The organism is Phytopseudomonas daroniae, assembly GCF_004327285.1.
Lineage (GTDB): Bacteria > Pseudomonadota > Gammaproteobacteria > Pseudomonadales > Pseudomonadaceae > Aquipseudomonas > Aquipseudomonas daroniae.
Genome location: NZ_QJUI01000008.1, coordinates 179,357 through 201,598, shown reverse-complemented (window position 1 = coordinate 201,598; position 22,242 = coordinate 179,357). Strand labels below are relative to the sequence as shown.

Annotated in this window: 15 protein-coding genes; 2 read left to right on the top strand and 13 right to left on the bottom strand. The window is 61.6% G+C overall.

Translation table 11 applies throughout. The annotated features are described in order from the left end of the window. Nucleotides 1-5 precede the first annotated feature (5 nt). The 9 genes from gltB to DNK06_RS10955 all read right to left on the bottom strand — a co-directional run bounded on the left by gltB (nt 6) and on the right by DNK06_RS10955 (nt 12,928). Nucleotides 6-4,454, bottom strand: a complete 4,449-nt coding sequence (gene gltB, locus DNK06_RS10995; RefSeq protein ID WP_131180070.1) for a glutamate synthase large subunit — start codon at nt 4,452-4,454, stop codon at nt 6-8. A 232-nt stretch (nt 4,455-4,686) separates the two neighbouring features. Then, complete coding sequence (locus tag DNK06_RS10990; RefSeq protein ID WP_131180069.1) at nt 4,687-6,273, bottom strand: SPOR domain-containing protein; 1,587 nt, start codon at nt 6,271-6,273, stop codon at nt 4,687-4,689. A 7-nt stretch (nt 6,274-6,280) separates the two neighbouring features. Further along, on the bottom strand, nt 6,281-7,387 hold the full coding sequence (aroB, locus tag DNK06_RS10985) for a 3-dehydroquinate synthase (RefSeq protein ID WP_131180068.1): 1,107 nt from the start codon (nt 7,385-7,387) through the stop codon (nt 6,281-6,283). A 51-nt stretch (nt 7,388-7,438) separates the two neighbouring features. After that, nucleotides 7,439-7,957 (bottom strand): shikimate kinase AroK, encoded by a 519-nt coding sequence (gene aroK, locus DNK06_RS10980; protein ID WP_131180067.1) that lies wholly within the window; start codon nt 7,955-7,957, stop codon nt 7,439-7,441. 3 nt (nt 7,958-7,960) lie between these two features. Then, nucleotides 7,961-10,102, bottom strand: coding sequence for a type IV pilus secretin PilQ (locus tag DNK06_RS10975; protein WP_131180066.1), 2,142 nt, complete (start codon nt 10,100-10,102; stop codon nt 7,961-7,963). A gap of 54 nt (nt 10,103-10,156) precedes the next feature. Beyond that, nucleotides 10,157-10,675, bottom strand: coding sequence for a type 4a pilus biogenesis lipoprotein PilP (gene pilP, locus DNK06_RS10970; RefSeq protein ID WP_131180065.1), 519 nt, complete (start codon nt 10,673-10,675; stop codon nt 10,157-10,159). After that, nucleotides 10,672-11,295 carry a type 4a pilus biogenesis protein PilO gene (gene pilO, locus DNK06_RS10965; protein WP_131180064.1) on the bottom strand — a complete coding sequence of 208 codons (624 nt, stop codon included), beginning with the start codon at nt 11,293-11,295 and terminating at the stop codon, nt 10,672-10,674. Before pilO ends, pilP begins: the two co-directional genes overlap by 4 nt. Next, nucleotides 11,292-11,864 (bottom strand): PilN domain-containing protein, encoded by a 573-nt coding sequence (locus DNK06_RS10960; RefSeq protein WP_131180063.1) that lies wholly within the window; start codon nt 11,862-11,864, stop codon nt 11,292-11,294. The genes pilO and DNK06_RS10960 overlap by 4 nt, the downstream gene beginning before the upstream one ends. Next, nucleotides 11,864-12,928: a pilus assembly protein PilM gene (locus DNK06_RS10955; RefSeq protein ID WP_131180062.1), complete on the bottom strand. Its 1,065-nt coding sequence runs from the start codon at nt 12,926-12,928 to the stop codon at nt 11,864-11,866. The genes DNK06_RS10960 and DNK06_RS10955 overlap by 1 nt, the downstream gene beginning before the upstream one ends. A 182-nt stretch (nt 12,929-13,110) precedes the next feature. Here DNK06_RS10955 and DNK06_RS10950 point away from each other — a divergent pair, with 182 nt between their 5' ends. After that, a complete protein-coding gene (locus DNK06_RS10950) occupies nt 13,111-15,549 on the top strand; it encodes a penicillin-binding protein 1A (RefSeq protein WP_131180061.1) in 2,439 nt (812 codons plus the stop codon). A gap of 249 nt (nt 15,550-15,798) precedes the next feature. Here DNK06_RS10950 and DNK06_RS10945 read toward each other — a convergent pair whose 3' ends face one another. The 4 genes from DNK06_RS10945 to rpmE all read right to left on the bottom strand — a co-directional run bounded on the left by DNK06_RS10945 (nt 15,799) and on the right by rpmE (nt 19,642). Next, nucleotides 15,799-17,067 carry a malic enzyme-like NAD(P)-binding protein gene (locus DNK06_RS10945; RefSeq protein WP_131180060.1) on the bottom strand — a complete coding sequence of 423 codons (1,269 nt, stop codon included), beginning with the start codon at nt 17,065-17,067 and terminating at the stop codon, nt 15,799-15,801. 102 nt (nt 17,068-17,169) lie between these two features. Next, a complete protein-coding gene (locus tag DNK06_RS10940) occupies nt 17,170-18,606 on the bottom strand; it encodes a M48 family metalloprotease (protein ID WP_131180118.1) in 1,437 nt (478 codons plus the stop codon). Next, nucleotides 18,606-19,403 (bottom strand): thermonuclease family protein, encoded by a 798-nt coding sequence (locus tag DNK06_RS10935; protein ID WP_207389942.1) that lies wholly within the window; start codon nt 19,401-19,403, stop codon nt 18,606-18,608. Before DNK06_RS10935 ends, DNK06_RS10940 begins: the two co-directional genes overlap by 1 nt. Before the next feature lie 26 nt (nt 19,404-19,429). Beyond that, on the bottom strand, nt 19,430-19,642 hold the full coding sequence (rpmE, locus tag DNK06_RS10930) for a 50S ribosomal protein L31 (RefSeq protein WP_042552353.1): 213 nt from the start codon (nt 19,640-19,642) through the stop codon (nt 19,430-19,432). A 310-nt stretch (nt 19,643-19,952) separates the two neighbouring features. Between rpmE and DNK06_RS10920 the strand changes: the two genes are divergently transcribed. Continuing rightward, the gene (locus tag DNK06_RS10920; RefSeq protein ID WP_131180058.1) at nt 19,953-22,172 is read left to right on the top strand and encodes a primosomal protein N'; all 2,220 of its coding nucleotides are present in this window, start codon (nt 19,953-19,955) and stop codon (nt 22,170-22,172) included. Nucleotides 22,173-22,242 lie beyond the last annotated feature (70 nt).

Here is a 22,242-nt window from a genome sequence, read left to right as displayed (position 1 = left end):
CTGTTTTATTGCGGGTTGGCTCGGATGCTGGAGAGCAGCGACTTGAGGTTCGCGGCCTTCGGCTTCACCAGCCAGAACTTGCGCAGGTAGTCGTCCAGGTTCTCCAGCAGATTACGGCCCCACTCGCTCGATGTCTCTTCGACGTACTCGGCCAACACACGCTCCAGGTGGCTACGGTAAGCCTCCATGGACTCGTTGTTGATCCGCTGGATTTCCACCAGCTCGTGGTTGACCCGGTCATAGAAGCTGTTGTCCAGGTCGAGCACATAGGCGAAACCACCGGTCATGCCGGAGCCGAAGTTGTAGCCGGTCTTGCCCAGCACGCAGACGAAACCGCCGGTCATGTACTCGCAGCAGTGGTCACCCACACCTTCCACCACCGCGTGGGCGCCGGAGTTGCGTACCGCGAAACGCTCACCGGCGGTACCGGCCGCGAACAGCTTGCCGCCGGTAGCGCCGTACAGGCAGGTGTTGCCGATGATGGCGCTTTCCTGGGTTTTGAACGGGCTGCCCTTCGGCGGCACGACCACCAGCTTGCCAGCGGTCATGCCCTTGCCGACGTAATCGTTGGCATCGCCTTCGAGGTACAGGTTCAGGCCGCCGGCGTTCCACACGCCAAAGCTCTGCCCGGCAGTACCTTTGAAACGGAAGGTGATCGGCGCCTTGACCATGCCCTGGTTGCCATGCACCCGAGCGATTTCGCCGGATATGCGAGCACCGATGGAGCGGTCGCAGTTGCAGATGTCCAGTTCGTACTCGCCACCGCTGGCGCTGTCGATCGCCGACTTGGCCATGGACAGCATCTCTTCGGCCAGCAGGCCCTGGTCGAACGGCGGGTTGCGGTCGACCTCACAGAACTGCGGCTTGTCCGCGGGAATGTGATCGCTGCCGAGCAACGGGGTCAGATCCAGGTGGTTCTGCTTGGCGGTTTCGCCCGGCAGGATTTCCAGCAGATCGGTACGCCCGATCAGCTCGCCCAGACTGCGCACGCCCAGCTTGGCCAGCCACTCGCGGGTTTCTTCGGCAACGTAGGTGAAGAAATTCACCACCATGTCGACGGTGCCGATGAAGTGATCCTTGCGCAGCTTGTCGTTCTGCGTGGCCACGCCGGTGGCGCAGTTGTTCAGGTGGCAGATGCGCAGGTATTTGCAGCCCAGGGCAACCATTGGCGCGGTACCGAAGCCGAAGCTTTCGGCGCCGAGGATGGCGGCCTTGATCACGTCCAGGCCGGTTTTCAGGCCACCGTCGGTCTGCACCCGCACCTTGCCGCGCAGGTCGTTGCCGCGCAGGGTCTGGTGGGTTTCCGCCAGGCCCAGTTCCCACGGCGCGCCGGCGTACTTGATCGACGTCAGCGGCGAAGCGCCGGTGCCGCCGTCGTAACCGGAAATGGTGATCAGGTCGGCGTAGGCCTTGGCGACACCGGCCGCGATGGTGCCGACGCCCGCTTCGGATACCAGCTTGACCGACACCAGGGCACTGGGGTTGACCTGCTTGAGGTCATAGATCAGCTGAGCCAGATCTTCGATCGAATAGATATCGTGGTGCGGCGGCGGCGAAATCAGCGTCACACCCGGTACCGCATAGCGCAGTTTGGCGATCAGGCCGTTGACCTTGCCACCCGGCAACTGGCCGCCTTCGCCCGGCTTGGCACCCTGAGCCACCTTGATCTGCAGCACTTCGGCATTGACCAGGTATTCCGGGGTGACCCCGAAACGGCCCGTGGCGATCTGCTTGATCTTGGAGCTCTTGATGGTGCCGTAGCGCGCCGGGTCTTCACCGCCCTCACCGGAGTTGGAGCGCGCACCGAGGCGGTTCATCGCTTCGGCCAGGGCTTCGTGAGCCTCCGGCGACAGCGCGCCCAGGGAGATACCGGCGGCATCGAAACGCTTGAAGATCGACTCCAGCGGCTCGACTTCGTCCAGAGCCAGCGGCGTATCGGCCAGCTTGACCTGCAACAGGTCGCGCAGCATCGACACCGGGCGGGTATCCACCAGCTTGGTGTATTCCTTGAAGGTTTCGTAGCTGCCCTGCTTCACCGCCGCCTGCAGGGTGTTGACCACATCCGGGTTGTAGGCGTGGTACTCGCCACCGTATACGAACTTCAGCAGGCCGCCCTGCTGGATCGCCTTGCGGTTGTTCCAGGCCTCGCCCGCCAGTGCCTTCTGCTCGGCTTCCAGGTCGACGAAACGCGCGCCCTTGAGGCGGCTCGGCACACCACGGAAGCACAGGCCGGTGACCTCGTCGGCCAGGCCGACCGCTTCGAACAGCTGAGCACCGCGGTAGGAGCCGACGGTGGAGATGCCCATCTTCGAGAGGATCTTCAGCAGGCCCTTGGAAATGCCCTTGCGGTAATACTTGAAGACTTCGTACAGATCGCCCAGTACTTCACCGGTACGGATCAGATCGCCCAGCACTTCATAGGCCAGGAACGGATACACCGCCGAAGCGCCGAAACCGATCAGCACCGCGTAATGATGAGGGTCACGGGCGGTGGCGGTTTCCACCAGGATGTTGCAGTCGCAACGCAGACCGGTCTCGGTCAGACGGTGGTGCACCGCACCGGTGACCAGCGCGGCATGAGCCGGCAGCTTGCCCGGCGCGATGTGACGGTCGCTCAGTACCAGCAGCACCTTGCCGGCGCGCACGGCTTCCTCGGCCTGATCGGCCATGTTGCGCACGGCCGCTTCCAGGCCGATCGACTCGTCGTAGTTGAGGTCGATGATCTGCCGCTCGAAACCTGGGCGCTCCAGGTTCATCAGGGTGCGCCATTTGGCCGGGGAGATCACCGGCGAGCTGAGGATCACCCGCGAGGCGTGTTCCGGCGACTCGTCGAAGATGTTGCGCTCGGCACCGAGGCAGATCTCCAGCGACATGACGATAGCTTCGCGCAGCGGGTCGATCGGCGGGTTGGTGACCTGCGCGAACTGCTGGCGGAAATAGTCGTACGGCGAGCGCACGCGCTGGCTCAGCACGGCCATCGGCGTATCGTCGCCCATGGAGCCGACCGCTTCCTGGCCCTGCTCGGCGAGCGGACGCAGCACCTGGTCACGCTCCTCGAAGGTGACCTGGAACATCTTCATGTACTGCTTGAGCTGATCCGCCTCGTAGAAGGCCGAACCATGGTCGTTGTCTTCCATGGTCGCCTGGATACGCAGCGCGCTCTTGCGCAGCCACTGCTTGTAGGGGTGGCGGGACTTGAGGCGATTGTCGATGTCGTCGGTGGTCAGCACCTGACCGGTTTCGGTATCGACGGCAAGGATCTGACCCGGCCCGACACGGCCCTTGGCGACCACGTCTTCGGGCTGGTAATTCCACACGCCGATTTCCGAGGCCAGGGTGATGTAACCATCGGTGGTGGTCACCCAACGCGCCGGGCGCAGGCCGTTGCGGTCGAGCAGGCACACGGCGTGGCGGCCATCGGTCAGCACTACGCCGGCCGGGCCATCCCAGGGCTCCATGTGCATGGAGTTATATTCGTAGAACGCCCGCAGGTCGGCGTCCATGGTTTCGACGTTCTGCCAGGCTGGCGGAATGATCATGCGCACGCCGCGGAACAGGTCGATGCCGCCAGTGACCATCAGCTCGAGCATGTTGTCCATGCTCGAGGAGTCGGAGCCCACGCGGTTGACCAGCGGGCCGAGCTCTTCGAGGGCAGGAATCTGACCATTCTCGAACTTGGTACGGCGTGCCTGTGCCCAGTTACGGTTACCGGTGATGGTGTTGATCTCGCCATTGTGGGCGAGGAAACGGAACGGCTGAGCCAGCGGCCACTTCGGCAGGGTGTTGGTGGAGAAGCGCTGGTGGAACACACAGATCGCGGTCTGCAGGCGCTCGTCACCCAGATCCGGGTAGAACTGCTGCAGGTCGGCCGGCATCATCAGGCCTTTATAGATGATGGTCTTGTGCGAGAAGCTGCAGATGTAGTGCTCGCTGTCCGCGGCATTGGCCACCGAAGAGCGGCGACGGGCGCAGAACAGCTTGATGGCGAAGTCCTGATCGCTCAGGCCATCGGCGCTGATGAATACCTGCTCGATCTGCGGCAGGCGCTCCAGGGCCAGGCGGCCGAGTACGCTGGTATCGATCGGCACCTTGCGCCAGCCGACCAGGGTCAGGCCGGCGGCCTGGATCTCGCGATTCATGTTGTCGCGGGCAGCGCTGGCCTTGGTTTCGTCCTGATTGAGAAAGACCATGCCCACGGCATACTGCTTGGGCAGTTCGACGCCGAAGGTGTCCTTGGCGACGGCGCGCAGGAACAGATCGGGCTTTTGAATCAGCAAACCACAGCCATCACCCGTCTTGCCGTCGGCATTGATGCCGCCACGGTGGGTCATGCAGGTCAGTGCTTCTATCGCCGTCTGCAACAGGTGATGGCTGGCCTCACCCTGCATGTGCGCGATCAGGCCGAAGCCGCAGTTATCCTTGAACTCATCAGGATGGTATAGACCTGCTTTCATAGGGAACTCTCACCAGACTGCCTTACTCGGCATTTTTCTTTCTAATTCAATCAATTACCCTGCGCGCAGGTCGATGCGCCCGGCTTTACGCAGGCAAACGGAGGCCATTGTACATAGCGGGATAAGCGTCACAAAGAACAATGTGACGAAAAACCGGAATAAAATGTCGCAAAAATGAAAGAGAGCCCGTCGCATGGGCAGATGACTGCCCCCAGTGACGGGCCTGACTCTGTCAGGGCGCCATCTCTTGAGTGACACTGGCGAAGGTTTTCGGCCAGGGCTTACCGGCCTGAACCTTGGCCGGCAGGGTCTTCACGGCTGCCTGGGCAGCATCGCGGCTGGCAAAACTACCATAAGTGATGACGAAAAGCGGCTTGCCCTGGTGCATCTTCTTGAAATACCGGTATTGCGCGCCATTCTGGCTGACGAAGGAACGCGCACTGCTTTCCGTACTGGTACCAAGAATCTGCAGGGTGTAGTGGCTCTTGGTCTGTGCCGCATACCAGCCACTGTCTTGCGCTGCGCTGGCCGTCGCAGGCGCCTGAGCTGCAGGCGTCGGCCTGGACGCTGGTGCCGGCGGTGACACTGGCTTGGGCTGTTCAACAGGCTTGGGTTGCTGTGCGACCGGCTGGGACGCTTGGGGAGCCGGCGTGGCGGGCGGAGTCGGCTGCGACGCCACCGGAGGAACGGTCACCGGCGTGCTTGTCACTGGCTCGGGCAACTCGACATTGGCCTCACCGTCCGTTTCTCCCGCAGCCTGCGCCAGCGGCTGACGAATCACCGGTTGCGACTGCCCAACCAGGGGCAAGGGCAGCGGCTGATTGCCACCGGCAAACTCGATGGCCGGACGACCATCGGCGCCCTGTTCAGCACCAGGCTGGGTCGCCTGCGCTTCGGGTTGCTGTTGCGCCTGCTGCGAAGCGCCAATAGGCAGTTGTGCTTGAGGGGCCGGAGCATCCGTGGAATCCGAGCGCCCCTGCATCAGCAAGGCCGCGACCACACCGATACCAATCACACCCAACGCCAGCAGATGTTTTTTCGGCAGATTGAAGGAGAAACCGCCGCCCTTCGCCGCCCCACGGCGCGACGCCATGGCATCGATCAGGACATCACGTGCCACCCGGTTGATTTCACCCGGCCAGCCACCGGAACGCTCGTGGATCAGTTCGATCTGCTCATCGGAAAACAGCTCGATGCCCTGAGCAGCGCCGTCCAGACGCAGCGCCAGATACTCGCGCGTCTCATCCTCGGTGTAGGGCTGCAGCTCGATGACGTGGAACACTTCCTCTGCATCGGCCAAGGCATCCAGGCGCGAGATGAGATCGCTATCGGCAAACAGAAAGACATGGGGGCGCCCTTCCGAATCACCCTGAGCCAGCACCAGCAAAGCCTCCAGCGCAGCCTCACTGAGCTCTTCGGCATCATCGATCAGCAGGTAAACTTCCTGCCCCGTCAGCGACAGCTGGCCAACCTGGGCCAGCAACGACGCGCGATCCGTCTGCTGGGTATTGAGACCCTGAGCGATATGGCGCATCAATGTCGCCGGGTCGGCAGCCCCCTGAGCGGAAACCACCACGTTGTGCACGGCCTGTTTGTTGGTGCTGGCGACCAGCGCCTGCCGCAACAGGGTCTTGCCACTGCCCTCGGGCCCCGTCACCACCAGCAGCAGTTGACTGTAGCGAGCCAGGTGGTGCAATTGCCCAAGCACGGGCTTGCGCTGCGCCGGGAAGAACTTGAAGCCCGGCACCCGCGCCGCGAAGGGATCGTGGGTGAACTGGTAGTGGTCGAGAAACGCTTCGTCGGCGTGCAAACTGGTCATTGAATACTCACTGATTGTTAAGCCGAGCCACCAGCGCCGGGTAGTCGGCGGCCAGAGTGGCATTCAAGATGTCTCGCGGGTAATCACTGGTCACTACCGCTTCGCCCAGCGAACGCAGCAGCACCAGGCGCAACTGGCCATCCAGTACTTTCTTGTCGACAGCCATGTGCTCGAGAAAATCCGCAGGGGTCATTTCCTGCGGCGGCACGACAGGCAGGCCTGCCGCCAGAAACAGGCGAACGCCCCGGTCGCGTTCATCGGCAGTGATCCAGCCCAGGCGATGAGACATCTCCAGGGCCATCGCCGTTCCCGCGGCTACCGCTTCACCGTGCAACCAGACGCCATAGCCCATATGGGTCTCGATGGCGTGACCGAAGGTATGCCCGAGATTCAGGGTAGCGCGTATGCCGGTTTCCCGTTCGTCGGCCCCGACCACACGCGCCTTGGCTGCACAGGAGCGCTCGATGGCCAGAGTCAATGCCACCTGATCCAGGCCGCGCAACGCAGCCATGTTCTTCTCGAGCCAACCGAGAAAAGCCTCGTCACAGATCAGGCCATACTTGATCACTTCAGCCAGCCCTGCCGACAACTCGCGTGGCGGTAGAGTATCCAGGCTGCGTGTATCGATCAGCACCGCCTGAGGCTGATAGAAGGCACCGACCATGTTCTTGCCGAGTGGATGGTTGATACCGGTCTTGCCGCCTACCGAAGAATCGACCTGGGACAGCAGCGTCGTAGGGATCTGGATGAAGTTCACGCCACGCTGATAGCAGGCCGCCGCGAACCCGGCCATATCGCCGATTACACCGCCACCCAGCGCGATGACCGTGGTACGACGATCATGTCGCGCCCCGAGCAATCCGTCGAAGATGGCCTGCAGGGTTTCCCAGTTCTTGAAGGCTTCACCATCGGGCAGCACGATCGAGGTGACGCGATAATCCGCAAGAGTCGCTTCCAGCGCAGCCAGATACAAGGGTGCGATAGTCTCGTTGGTGACGATTGCCACCTGGCGACCCACGATATGCGGTGCCAGCAGATCGGCACGACCGAGCAGGTCAGCACCGATATGAATGGGGTAGCTGCGCTCGGCGAGATCGACATGAAGTGTTTGCATGGAGCCCCCAATTGAAAAAGGACTCTAGGATAACGCAGTTCGGCCCAGTCATTAACGGGGCGCTAGCGCTTCCAGTCGCTCGAGAATTTCCTGAACCACCATACGCGGTGGGCGCTCATCGGTTTCGATGATCACATCGGCGATTTCCCGATACAGCGGATCACGAATGGCGAGCAGATCCGCCAGTACCTGCCCAGGATTGGGCGCGCGCAGCAATGGACGATTTCGATCACGTGCCGTGCGGTCGATCTGTTGCTCGACGGAAGCATGCAGATAGACCACTCGCCCGCCAGCTCTCAGCGCTTGCCGGTTCTGTGGTCGCAGCACTGCGCCGCCCCCGGTAGCCAACACCAGACCATCGGATTCGCAAAGCGAGCAGATCACCGCCTGTTCGCGCTCACGAAAGCCCTGTTCACCCTCGACATCGAAAATCCAGGGAATGTCGGCACCGGTACGCTGTTCGATCTCCTTGTCGGAGTCCTTGAATGGCAACCGCAACTCTTTGGCAAGCAAACGCCCGATGGTGCTCTTCCCAGCTCCCATCGGGCCAACAAGGATCAAATTACGCACAAATTACCGACTCACGGCCACCGCTTGACTGTTCATGATGCGCGGGGTGATGAAAATCAGCAACTCGGTCTTGTTGTCGGTCACGATATCACGGCGGAACAGACGCCCCAGGTAAGGCACGTCGCCCAAGAACGGAACCTTGCTCACAGCCTTGCTTTGCGTGTTCTCGAACACGCCACCGATCACGATGGTCTCGCCGTCGGCGACCAGCACCTTGGCGTTGACTTCGTTCTTGTTGATCGGCGGCGCGCCACCATTGATCGCCCGCTGGTAATCAGCAGAATCCTTGGTCACTTTCACTTCCATGATGATGCGATTGTCAGGAGTGATCTGCGGCGTGACTTCCAAGGATAGTGCGGCTTCCTTGAAGGAGGTACTGGTCGCGCCACTGGAGCTGGCTTCCTGATAGGGAATTTCCTGGCCCTTGAGGATCTTCGCGGTCTCTTTGTCCGAAGTAACCACCTTGGGCTGGGAGACGATCTCGCCATTGCCCGAACTTTCCATCGCCGAAAGCTGAAGATCCAGTACGACGTTGTTGCTCAGGAAACCGATACCGATACCTGATGTGCTATTGGCCACTCCCATATCGACGAAAGGCAAGCGGGCCAGCCCATCCTCCAACGTCGTGCTGCCAACCTGATCGGTTCCCACGGTCAGACGTTGACCAGTGTCCGGGTCAAAGGCCTGAACCCCATCCTTACCACTTACATCCCACCCACCGCGTCTCGCACCACCGCCCCAACGGACGCCTAGCGCCTTGTCATAGTTGACGTTGGCTTCGACGATACGCGCCTCGATCATCACCTGACGAACTGCCACGTCGAGCTGGGCCACGATGCGGCGCAGCTCGTCCAGGCGCTCCTGAGTCTGGTAGGCGATGATGCTGTTGGTGCGCTCGTCGACGGTGATGGAACCCCGATCGTCAGCCGCGCCACCATCGGCACTGGTCACCGACTGGAACAGCTTGGCCATGTCCGCAGCCTTGGCATAGTTGACCTGGATCAGCTCACGGCGCAGGGGTGCCAACTCGGCGATCTGCTTCTGCGACTCCAGCTCCTGGCGCTCACGAGCGGAGATCTCTGCAGCCGGCGCTACCAGCAGCACGTTGCCAACCTGACGTTTGTCCAGGCCCTTGGTTTTCAGCACCAGATCCAGCGCCTGATCCCACGGCACATTCTGCAGACGCAGGGTAATGTTGCCGGCCACCGTGTCACTGGCGACCAGGTTGAGATCCGTGAAGTCGGCGATCAACTGCAGCACCGAACGCACGTCGATGTCCTGGAAGTTGAGCGACAGTTTCTCGCCCGAGTAGGCAAACCGCTCAGCCTGGCGTTTCTCGGCATCTTCCTGAGTCAACGGCTTGACGCTAAGGGTCAGCTTGTTCTCGGTCTGATAAGCCAGGTAGTCGTAAGCACCGACTGGCTCGATGACGATGCTCGCATCGTCACCTGTGCCGCTGGCACTGACGAACTGCACCGGCGTGGCGAAGTCCTTGACGTCAAGACGAACGCGCAGGGCTTCGGGCAATTGAGTTCGGTTGAAATTCAGGATGATCTTGCCACCGCGCTCCTGAATATCGGGGCTCACCGAGGCATCCGACAGATCGATGACGACGTTGCCTTCACCCTGCTCACCACGCTGGAAATCAACACTGCGGATCGCCTTGCTCACCGCGCCGAACACCTTGGGTGCGGCCGGAGTTGCGGCAGGCGTGGCAGCGGCCGGTGCAGGTTGGGCCGTTGCTGGAGCAGCGGCTGTCGTGGCGACACCGGTTCCAACCTGCACGAACAGGTCGTTGCCTTCAGTACGGGTGTTATAGGGCGCCAGATTGGTCAAGTTGATGATCAGACGGGTGCGATCCTTGGCCTCGACAACGGTCACGCTACGCGCATTGCCCATCCCCAGCTCGCGGTTCTTCACCCCCAGCTTGTTGGTGACCCCAGGCAGATCCAGCGCGATACGGGCTGGCTGCTCGATGGTATAGCCACGCGGCGCCGTTACCGGCTCGTCGAATGACAGTTTCAGCTCGACACGGTCGCCCGGCAGAGCAGCAACATCCAGCGCCTGCAGGTTGGCTGCCAGGGCTGCGGGAGAGAGCAAAATCGCCAGCAGCGAAACGCTGAGACGTGAAAAAGAGCTGTTCATGCTTGGATTCCGTTTGGCAGACCGGTTTTTTCTGTTCATGGTTTACCTCGCTCCTCAGGAGCGCTCCTTCAGAGTGAGGGTACGGGGGCGCTCGAGCCAGCCACCATCACCGTCAGGGACGATTTCGACCACGTCGATCTTGGCACTGTCGATGGATATGATCCGGCCCTCATTGCGTCCCAGGTAATCCCCGACCTTGACGCGATGAACGCCACCGGCACCATTGACCAAGGCGAACGAGCCATGGTCATTTGCCAGCGTACCCACCATTTCGAAGAGTTCGATATTGAACCCTTCGAGAAACTGCTTGACCCGGGTTTCATCCGGTTTGATTTCCTTGCTTCCCTTCGCCCGGTTGACCAGGTCGATCTTCACGGGTGGCTGGAACGGAGCACGCAGGGCAGCAGCACTGTAGGTGAAACTCTCATAGGGTTCGGGCTGAGGGAGCGGCTCGATCTGACCTTTCGGTCGAGCCCGCACCTCATCCATGTAGGCCTGAAGATCACTGAAATCACCGCCACCACAGCCCCCCAGGCTAAGCAGTAGCAAGCTCGACAGGAAGACGCGCTTCATGGCTGTGCTCCCTTATCGTTGTAGCGATAGGTTTTCGCCAGGATGCTCATGCGCAGCTTGGAGGTGCTGCCTTGCTCTGCTGGAACCATCTCGAAATCATGAAGCGTCACGATACGCGGCTGACTGGCGACACCACTGACGAAGGTAGCCAGGTCATGGTAGCCACCAACCACCTTAATCTGGATGGGCAACTCGATGTAGAACTGCTGAGTGACTTCCGGTAGCAACTTGATCTCCTCGAACTCCAGACCGCTGTCCAAGCCGGTTCGAGTGATATCCTCCAGCAGCCCTGGTACCTCGGTATCACTGGGCAGCTGCTTGAGCAGGGCGCCGAACGACACTTCGGCTTCGTTCATCTGTTCGCGATAGGCCTCCAGGTTGGCAGCCTGAAAAGCCTTGGTGGAGAACTGCTGCTTGAGCGTCTCCTCTTCCATGTGCAACCGTTCCAGATTGGCTTGCAAATCCTTCAGGTGGAAGTTGTAACCGAGCGCCAGAACCAGTGCCACGGCCAGGATGCCGGCAATGACTTTAACGGCTGCCGGCCAAGAACCGATGTTGTTGAGATCGAGGTCATTGACGTCGATCTTGCGCAAGCTCGCCAGGGACTCACTCAGGCTCATGGTTTGACCTCCGATTCTTCCTTGGCAGGCCGCGACTGTTGCACGGTCAACTGGAAGGTATTGGCCTGATCCACCGCGCCAGCGGTAACGGCCTTGACCTCGGTCAAGTTGGGTGCTGCCAGCCAGTCGGAGGCATCCATATCACGCATCAGTTTGGAAACACGACTGTTCGATTCGGCTGCGCCAACAATCGCGATAGTCTTGCCGGTCATCTTCACCCCGGTGAAATACACGCCATCGGGCAGGGTTCGCACCAACTGATCGAACACACGACCAATAATCGGGCGATTGCCCTGTAAATCCTGAATGATCTTCATGCGTTCGAGCAGCTGTTGACGGCGCGTACGCAACTCACTGATTTCGGCTATTCGCGTATCCAGCACAGCGATTTCCTTGCGCACATAAGCATTGCGCGCCTGCTGGTTCTCGATCTCACCGCTGAGGTACTGATCACCCAAAAAGACTACAGCCGCGGCAGCCACCAACAGGCCACCAAGGCAAACCAGGAAGCGCTGCTTGCGCTCTTCGCGCAGCTGCTCACGCCAGGGAAGGAGGTTAATCCGCGCCATCAGTCGAAACTCCTCATCGCCAGGCCGCAGGCAATCATCAGTGCCGGCGCATCACTGGCCAGCGCACCCGCGTTGACCTTGCCACTCAGGGCCATGTCCGCGAACGGATTGGCGACCAAGGTCTGGGTACCGATCTTCTGTTGAATGAGGCGATCGAGATCCGGAATCGAGGCCGTACCGCCCGCCAACAGGATGTAGTCGACATCGTTGTACTGGCCAGCGGCAAAGAAGAACTGCAGTGAACGGGAGACCTGTTGCACCAGGGCATCCTTGAACGGCTGCAGCACTTCACTTTCGTAGTCATCGGGCAAGCCGCCCTGCTTTTTCGCGAGGCCTGCCTCGTCGACGGAAAGACCGTAGCGACGCTGAATTTCTTCAGTCAGTTGCCGACCACCGAACAGCTGTTCCCGGGTATAGATGGTGCGCCCGTTGTGCAGCACGCTCAGGGTGGTCATGGTCGCGCCGATGTCGACTACCGCCACGGTCAGCTCATCGTGCACACCGCCGAGCTGTTCGGAAAGCAGGTTGTAGGCACGCTCCAGAGCGTAGGCTTCGACATCCACCACCTTGGCGGTCAGCCCAGCCAGCGCCAGGGCAGCCTCGCGAACTTCGACGTTTTCCTTGCGGCAGGCGGCCAGCAGCACTTCGACCCGCTCCGAACTACGCGGAGAAACACCCTGGACTTCGAAATCGATAGCCACTTCTTCCAGCGGATAGGGAATGTACTGATCAGCTTCCAACTTCAGCTGATTTTCCAGTTCGTCGTCCGACATACCCGCTTCCATCTCAACGGTCTTGGTGATGACCGCGGATCCGGCGACCGCAACAGCGACCGTGCGCACATTGCTCTTGGCCTTGGCCAGCACGCGCGATAGCGCCTGACCGACACCCTCGAGTTCGGCAATATTTTTTTCGACGACAGCATTGGCGGGGAGCGGCTCGACAGCATAAGCCTCTACCTTGTAGCGGCTTCCTGAGCGACTCAATTCGAGGAGTTTGACGGAGGTCGAACTTATATCGATCCCCAAAAGCGTATTCGCTTTCTTACTGAAGAGCCCTAGCACGACCGATTTCCTATTGACATCCGTAACTTACGGATGATTTATGTTTTTCCACATTAAATAACAGACTTGACAGAAGCGCAAATGGCTCCCCAGCAAAAAAAACGCTTATAATGTGATCAGTTTTTATCTTTTCGCTTTTGTCTTGCGCTTAATTCATTCTTTTATCTGGAAATCTAAAAATCTTGATGCGTTTGCTGAAGTTTTTCTGCTGGTCCGTTATCGCCGTTTTTTGTGCGCTATTACTCAGTCTAAGCGGCGCTTTCCTCTACCTGAGCCCGACCTTGCCGTCTGTCGACGCGCTACGCAGCATAGAGCTACAAATCCCGCTGCGCGTCTACAGCAGCGACGGGAAGTTGATCGCAGAATTCGGAGAAATGCGCCGCTCGCCCATCGCCTTCGCCGATATTCCGCCTGACTTCACCAGTGCGCTGCTCGCCGCCGAGGACGACAACTTCGCAAACCATTATGGCGTTGATCTTACAAGCCTGATGCGCGCTGCCACGCAATTATTGAAAACCGGGCAAATTCAGTCGGGCGGCAGCACGATCACCATGCAGGTGGCGAAAAACTTCTTCCTCACCAGTGAGCGCAGTTTCTCGCGCAAGATCACCGAAATCCTCCTGGCCCTGCAGATCGAACGCGAGCTGAGCAAGAACGAAATCCTCGAGCTGTACGTCAACAAGATCTACCTGGGCCATCGAGCTTATGGCATCGAAGCCGCTGCCCAAGTCTATTACGGCAAATCCATCCGAGACTTGAGCCTGTCCCAGCTTGCGACGATAGCCGGTCTTCCCAAGGCGCCTTCGGCCTTCAACCCGCTGACCAATCCAACTCGCGCCAAAGAACGTCGTGACTGGATCCTCGGCCGCATGCATCGGCTGGGTCGCATCGATCAGGCCCGCTACGAAACTGCGCTCGCCGAGCCGATGGACGCCAGCTACCACGTGCCGACACCGGAAGTACCGGCGCCCTACGTGGCCGAAATGGCACGTGCCGAGATGGTCGGCCGCTATGGCAGCGATGCTTACACCCAGGGCTTCAACGTCACCACCACGGTGCCCAGCGATCTCCAGCAGATGGCCAACAAAGCCCTGCGTGACGGCCTGATCGAGTACGACCAGCGCCACGGCTATCGCGGCCCGGAAAGTCGGCTGCCCGGCATGACCCGGGAAACCTGGCAGACTGAGCTGAACAAACAGGGCACACGTGGCGGGCTGGATCCCGCCATCGTTACCCAGGTCGAGAAAAGCGGCATTCTGGTGCTGACCCGTCGTGGCACCGAAGAAGCCGTGTCCTGGGACAGCATGAAATGGGCTCGGCCTTTCCTCAACACCAACAGCCTGGGGCCACGGCCACAGCAACCGGCCGACGTGGTGCAGATCGGCGATCTGATTCGCGTGCAGCGCCAGGACGACGAGACCCTGCGCTTCGCGCAGCTACCCAGCGCACAAAGCGCTCTGGTTTCGCTCGACCCACAGAACGGTGCGATTCGTGCGCTGGTCGGCGGCTTCTCCTTCGAGCAGAGCAACTACAACCGCGCCGTCCAGGCCAAACGCCAGCCGGGTTCGAGCTTCAAGCCGTTCATCTATAGCGCTGCGCTGGACAATGGCTACACCGCCTCCAGCCTGGTCAACGACGCCCCCATCGTTTTCGTCGACGATTACATGGATCAGGTCTGGCGCCCGAAGAATGACAACAACACCTTCCTCGGCCCCATCCGTTTGCGCGAGGCGCTGTACAAGTCGCGCAACCTGGTATCGATTCGTCTGCTGCAGGCCATGGGCATAGAGCCAACACTGCGCTATATCGAGCGCTTTGGCTTCAACCGCCAGGATCTGCCACGCAACCTGTCCCTGGCGCTCGGCACTGCCAACCTCACACCGATGGAGATCGCCGTCGGCTGGACGACGTTCGCCAACGGCGGGCACAAGGTTCAGCCGTATCTGATCCAGCGCATCGACAATCGCCACGGTGATCCGCTGTTCATCGCCAACCCGCCGACCGTGCCCAACAGTGTGCAACCCGAAGTGCCGCCACCGGTCAGCGAGGAAGGTGTGATGAGTACGGCGCAGGCGACTCCGGAACAGTTGCCGGAGCCACCAGAGCCAGCGGCAGCCGAGCGCGTTCTCGACGAGCGCACCGCTTACATCATGAACAGCATGCTGCAGGATGTGATCAAGCGCGGTACCGGACGCAGGGCCATGGCATTGGGACGAACCGACCTGGCAGGCAAGACCGGTACCACCAACGAATCCAAGGACAGCTGGTTCTCCGGTTACAACGCCGATTACGTGACGACCGTGTGGGCGGGTTTCGATCAGCCGGAAAGCCTCGGTCGCAACGAGTACGGCGGCACCGTGGCCCTGCCGATCTGGATGAGTTACATGGCCGCCGCACTCAAGGATAAGCCCAGCCACGCACCGAGCGAGCCGGACGGCATCCTCACCCTGCGCGTCGATCCGCACAGTGGGCGTGCTGCGGCGCCAGGTACGCCTGATGCCTACTTCGAGCTGTTCAAGAGCGAAGACTCGCCACCGCCGATGAACGAGTTCGACCCGGGCATGGGCGCGCCAGGAAGCCCGCTGCCTGCCGACGAGACCGCGCCGATCGATCTGTTCTAGAGCACCCGCTGCAAGCCACACTCAGAAGCGTGCTTCATTGTGAGCTTGCAGCCGCAGGGTGCTTTCGGCGCTGGTCACCGCCCAACAGCCGACAGCTGCTTTCGCTGCCTCCATTGTCATGACGCTGACTATCGGCTGATGAGTCGGGCGACGCACAGGCAGCAACGTCGCACACCCACCCGCGCCGAACGAATCCGGCCCATAAAAAAACCCGCCGAAGCGGGTTTTTTTATGTCACCAACTGATCGATCAACCGTTGAACACGTCGTTGACCGACTGCAGCGGGTAGTGCTTCGGATACGGCAGAGTCGCCACACCGCTTTCGATGGCAGCCTTGGCCACTGCATCGCAGACCACGGTGATCAGACGGGCATCCATCGGCTTCGGAATGATGTACTCACGACCGAATTCCAGAGCGATGCCGCCGTAGGCGTCGCAGACTTCCTGCGGTACCGGCAGCTTGGCCAGTTCGCGCAGGGCGTTGGCGGCGGCGATCTTCATCTCTTCGTTGATACGGCTGGCACGAACGTCCAGTGCGCCACGGAAGATGAACGGGAAACCCAGAACGTTGTTGACCTGGTTCGGGTAATCGGAGCGACCGGTAGCCATGATCACGTCGTTACGGGTGGCATGCGCCAGCTCCGGAGCGATCTCCGGATCGGGGTTGGAGCAGGCGAACACGATCGGGTTGGGCGCCATCAGCTTGAGGCCTTCGGCGCTCAGCAGATCCGGACCGGACAGGCCGACGAATACGTCAGCACCGGTCAGGGCGTCATCCAGAGTGCGCTTGCTGGTCTCGGTGGCGAATACCGCCTTGTACTGGTTGAGATCATCACGGCCCGCGTGGATCACACCCTTGCGGTCGATCATGAAGATGTTCTCGACCTTGGCCCCCATGCTCACCAGCAGCTTCATGCAGGAGATGGCCGCAGCGCCGGCACCCAGGCAGACGATCTTGGCTTCCGGCAGGGTCTTGCCAGCGATTTCCAGGGCGTTGAGCATGCCGGCCGCGGTCACGATCGCGGTACCGTGCTGGTCATCGTGGAAAACCGGGATGTCGCACTGTTCGATCAGGGCGCGCTCGATCTCAAAGCACTCGGGTGCCTTGATATCTTCCAAGTTGATGCCGCCGAAGGTGATGGAGATACGCTTGACGGTGTCGATGAAGGCCTGCGGGCTCTCGGCATCGACTTCGATATCGAACACGTCGACACCGGCGAAACGCTTGAACAGGACACCCTTGCCTTCCATGACCGGCTTGGAGGCCAGCGGGCCGAGATCGCCCAGGCCGAGGATCGCGGTGCCGTCGGAAATGACTGCTACCAGGTTGCCTTTACCGGTGTAACGGTAGGCAAGCTCCGGATCGCGAGCGATCTCACGCACCGGCTCGGCCACACCCGGGCTGTAGGCCAGAGAGAGATCACGGGCAGTGGCGGTAGGCTTGGTGAGCTCGACGCTCAACTTACCTGGACGGGGCTTCTCATGGTATTCGAGAGCGGCAGTTTTCAGATCAGACATAGTGGCATTTCCGCTTTTTTGGGCTATTGACTGGCAGGCGGCCGAGGATACGCAAGTTGCAGGGGCCTGCACAAGACTATGCAGTCAGCCTGCAAACGTGTCTCAGCGAACCGTCTTCAACCAATCACCAGGACGGGGCTCGCCCTGTGGATAAAGATTGTTGAGCAGGCGTAGGCTGCCTTCGGCATCGCCGGAAAGGCCGCTTTCCGTCGCCAGGGCCTTGAGTGTCTGGCCCTTCTCCACGCGTACCAGTTGCAGCCGCAACGGCTCGGCCAGTTTACGCTCGGCGGCCTGCAAGGGTCGGAAACTCTTGATCGCAGCGACGAACTGCGCATCGTCCTCCGCTCGCAATGCGCGACCTTTGACCGCACCGACGAACAGATACGCCTTGCCACCCTTGAGAATAGCCGCTACCCGGCGCGGCGCACTGCCGTCGATCAAGCCCATGTGCCCCTGCAAGCCTGCCTGCTGCAGCGGCGTTTCGTCACGCAGACGATTACCGCCGATACGCTGACGCAGCAGGGTCGCGGCATCGAACTGACGGGGATTGTCTTCCAGGGTCATGGCGACGAAGACCTGCTCGTCCGCCGAATGGCCGATCAATGCCTGTGGCTGGTTGATGATGCTCCAGCCCGCGGCGAAGGCCAGCGTGAAGTCGAGGTCACGGTGATAGAAGCGCTCACCACGACGGATGCCGCTCTCGGCCGAATCGCCGAAGGGCAGGTTCTGCAGGCGCTGCAGAAAAGCCTCGCGGTTGACCTCCTGCTGCCCGGAAACCAACGCCTGCGCTGGGCCGATCACTTGCTGCAGACGCCGGTCGTTATCCGGATGGGTATCGAACAGGCCGTGGTAGCCACTGACCGGCTGCTCCTCGCCGCGCCTGGCAGCCTGATCGCGGGCAAAATCCTCCTGCAACTTGAGCACCTTGACCACTTCGATCATCGCCTGCGGGTCATAGCCGCCACGCGCCAGGTATTGTGCTCCCAGGCCATCGGCTTCCAGCTCCATATCGCGACCATAACCGCGTACGAACGCCGTGCCCAGGGCACCAGTCACATCCCCTGCCGCTCCGACGCCGGTACCCATCGCCACGGCCTGACCGAGAATGCTCCAGGCCGTCGACTGGCTCTGCTGGCGTACACCATGGCGCGCCGTCACGTGCCCGACCTCATGCCCTAGCACGGCCGCCAGCTCAGCTTCCGAACCGAGATAGGCGAGCAGGCCACGGTGGATATAGATGTAGCCGCCCGGCAGGGCGAAGGCGTTGATGTCCGGGCTGTCGATCACCGTGAAACGGTAGTCCAGCTGACCACGATGGCTGTACCGTGCCACCCGCTCGCCCACACTTTGCACGTAAGCCTGCAGCGCCTCGTCGGCGTAGCGCGGGTATTGCTGAAGAATCTGCTGATGGGCATCGCGCCCGAGCGCCAGCTCCTGGGCCTCGCTCATCATCACGAAATCGTTGCGCCCGGTGGCGGGGTTCACCGCACAGCCTACAAGTGGCGCCAGAATCGACAGCATGAAAAACAGACGAAGCATCATCGCAATACCTCCAGCATGGCGCCGTGGGTCAACGGTAACATCCAGCGTGCCTGGCCAGCCTTGAGGCCGCCACTTCGAGAACGATCGATCATCCAGCCCCGTGCCTCGATGCGCTTGCCTTGCAGGTCACGCAGCAGCGACGGATCGAATGTATCCAGCACCTGCGGGGCGATACGCAACACCACGGAATGGCCCAGCTCGATCCATACACCACCCCGGTTGCGTTCGACCCGCTGCACCTGGCCTTCGAGCAAGGCAAACCCAGCGCTGCGCACGGCCCGTGCTGGCAAAGGTTGCAGTTGCGCCCAAAGCCCTGCCCGTGCGCCACGCGCCTGGCGCTCGGCCTCACGATGGCAAGCGACAAGCGCTACATTGGGCGCGACGGCCACCACCTGGCCGAAACCCTCGGCCAGCATCTGCGCTTCCAGATTATCGCCGCTGCTGCCGTAGAGATGGGCCAGGGTTCGGCCGTAACGATCCCGTCTCTGCTCGCCCACCTGCACCCCTACTCGTCCGCCATTGGCGACGACCAGTTGGCTAAGGCGATCCCGTGCGGCCTCGGCGAAAGGTTCTGCTGGCCGTCCCTTGCGCGCCAGCTCCGGGCTGTTGAGGCCGATCAACCGAACACTGCGACCATCCGTCAGGCGCAGGGTGTCACCATCCACCACGCGCTGCACCTTGATCTGCGCCAGCTTGCCTGGTGACGGGCAGAAGGCTTGCGCCGGCAGGCAAACGACAGAAACGAAAAAGGCGCCCACGAGGGACGCCTTCTTCAATAGTGCGAAAACAGCCATGGGGGCTTTCTTCGCTGCTCGGTCGCTTACTTGGCGCCGAACACACCGAAACGCTGCTTGAAGCGATCGATACGGCCGCCAGCGTCCAGCACTTTCTGCTTGCCGGTGTAGAACGGGTGGCACTCGGAGCACACGTCTAGGCTCAGCGGCTTGGCCAGCGTGGAGCGAGTCTTGATGACGTTGCCGCAGCTGCAGGTAGCGTCGATGGCAACGTATTCCGGATGGATATCGGCTTTCATGAATTCTTCCTCAGGTCTTGTGCCGCCACCAGACTGGATGTCGGGTACCGCACGTAGGTTGGCCGCGGATCATACCAGAGCAAACCTGCGATGCAAGCCACAGGCTCTGCCGGTCGTCGCCAGGGGGCATGCTAGCAGGCCGTTGAAAAACGTTTGCGAGGCAGCCAGCGCAAGACAAAAACAGGCGAAAAAGCGCAGTTTACTGGCTGTAAATGAGCATTTTGAGCCTGTTTTTAACGCAGCGATGGCAACGTAGGTAGTTTTTCAATGGCCTGCTAATATCGCGCCTCGCCTGCCTGGAGCCCTCCGCGTGCCCGACGCCATCCTGCGACTCGCCCTGCCCTCGCCGCTGCGCCGCCTGTTCGACTACCTCGCCCCGCCTGGCGTGTCGACTCGTGACCTGCGTCCTGGCGCGCGGCTGCGCGTACCGTTCGGCCGTCGCGAGATGATCGGCATTCTGGTGGAAGTCAGCGAGCACAGCGAGGTACCGGCCGACAAACTCAAGCCCGCCCTGCAACTGCTCGACCTGCAGGCGCCCATGCCGCCAGCACTGCTGCGCCTGTGCCAGTGGACGGCGCAGTATTACCAGCACAGCCTCGGCGACACCCTCAGTTGGGCATTGCCAGTGCTGCTGCGCCAGGGCGAGCCGGCCGAGGCGCGCCAGGAGCGTTTCTGGCTGATCGCCAAGGACGCCCATCTGGATGACCCACGTCTGGCTCGCGCGCCCCGTCAGCGCGATGCGCTGAAGACCATCGCCCAACACCCCCACGGCGTCGCCCATCAGTTGCTCAGTCAGTTGCAGATCAACCGCGACAGCCTGCAACTGCTGCAGGAAAAAGGCCTGGTGCGCGTCGAAGTCCGCCGCCTGAGCAGCCCCGAGCGCCACGCCAACTGGTTGGCCCAGCCCGAGCTGCCACTCAATGCCGAGCAACGCGCCGCGGCCGAGGCGGTGCGCGCCGGCTTCGACAGCTTCAATGCGTTCCTGCTCGCTGGTGTCACCGGCAGCGGCAAGACCGAGGTCTACCTGCAACTGATCCGCGAAACCCTGGAGGCCGGCAAGCAGGCGCTGGTGCTGATTCCCGAGATCAACCTGGGCCCGCAGACCCTGGCGCGCTTCGAGCGCCGCTTCAACGCGCGTATCGCCCTGCTGCACTCAGCGGTCAACGACCGCGAGCGCCTGGATGCCTGGCTGGCCGCTCGCGATGGCGAGGCCGACATCATCATCGGCACACGCTCGGCACTGTTCACGCCAATGAAGCGGCCGGGCCTGATCATCATCGACGAAGAACACGACGCGTCCTATAAACAGCAGGAAGGCCTGCGCTACCACGCCCGCGATCTGGCCGTGGTGCGCGCCCATCAGGAAAACGTACCGATCGTTCTCGGCTCGGCCACCCCCTCGCTGGAGAGCCTGCACAACGCCCACAGCGGCCGCTACGCCCTGCTGCGCATGAATCAGCGTGCCGGTGGCGCCCATCCGCCACGCTTTCTGCGCCTGGACATCAAGAGTCGCCCGCTCGACGCCGGCATGTCGCCGCCACTGCAGCAGGCCATCGCCCAGACCCTGGCCGCCGGCCAGCAGGTACTGGTGTTTCTCAATCGCCGCGGCTTCGCACCGACCCTGCTGTGCCACGAATGCGGCTGGCTGTCGCAATGCCCACGTTGCGACGCGCGCATGACCGTGCATCAGCGCAGCCGCGAGCTGCGCTGCCACCATTGCGGCCATGCCGAACGCCAGCCAAGCAACTGCCCGAGCTGCAACAACGTCGACCTGCGCCCGGTCGGAGCCGGCACCGAGAGGGCCGAAGAACGCCTGGAGATCCTCTTCCCCGAGGTACCGGTGCTACGGGTAGATCGCGACAGCACCTCGCGCAAGGAAGCCATGACCACCCTGTTCAACACCGTGCAGCGTGGTGAGCCGTGCATCCTGGTCGGCACCCAGATGCTCGCCAAGGGTCACCACTTCCCACGGGTGACCCTGGTGGCCATCCTCGACGCCGACGGCGGCCTGTTTTCGGCGGACTTCCGCGCCAGCGAGCGCATGGCTCAGTTGATCGTCCAGGTGGCTGGTCGTGCCGGGCGCGCCGAAGAGCCGGGCAAGGTGATCATCCAGAGTCATCTGGCCGACCACCCGCTGCTGGTGCAACTGACCGAGCAGGGCTACTTCGCCTTTGCCGATCAGGCCCTCAGCGAGCGCCGCGCCGCCGGTTTACCGCCGTTCTGCCACCTGGCCCTGCTGCGCGCCGAAGCGCACAAACCCGGGCAAGCCGAAGGTTTTCTCGATGAAGCCTGCAACGAGGCCGAGCAATTGCTGGGAGAGCTGGGCCTGAGCGGCATCGAACTGCTCGGCCCGGTGCCCGCACCGATGGAGCGTCGCGCCGGTCGCTACCGCGCCCAGTTGCTGCTGCAAGGCAACGCCCGCGCGCCCCTGCACAAACTGCTCGCCCACTGGCTGCTGGTGCTGGAGAGTCTGCCCAGTGGGCGTGCCGTGCGCTGGTCGCTGGATGTCGATCCGATCGATCTATTCTGAGCAGCAGCGCTCGCTGCCGAAACACCCCGCAGCCGTTATGGCTTGAAGCTGCGCCCTTGCCCCGTCGATA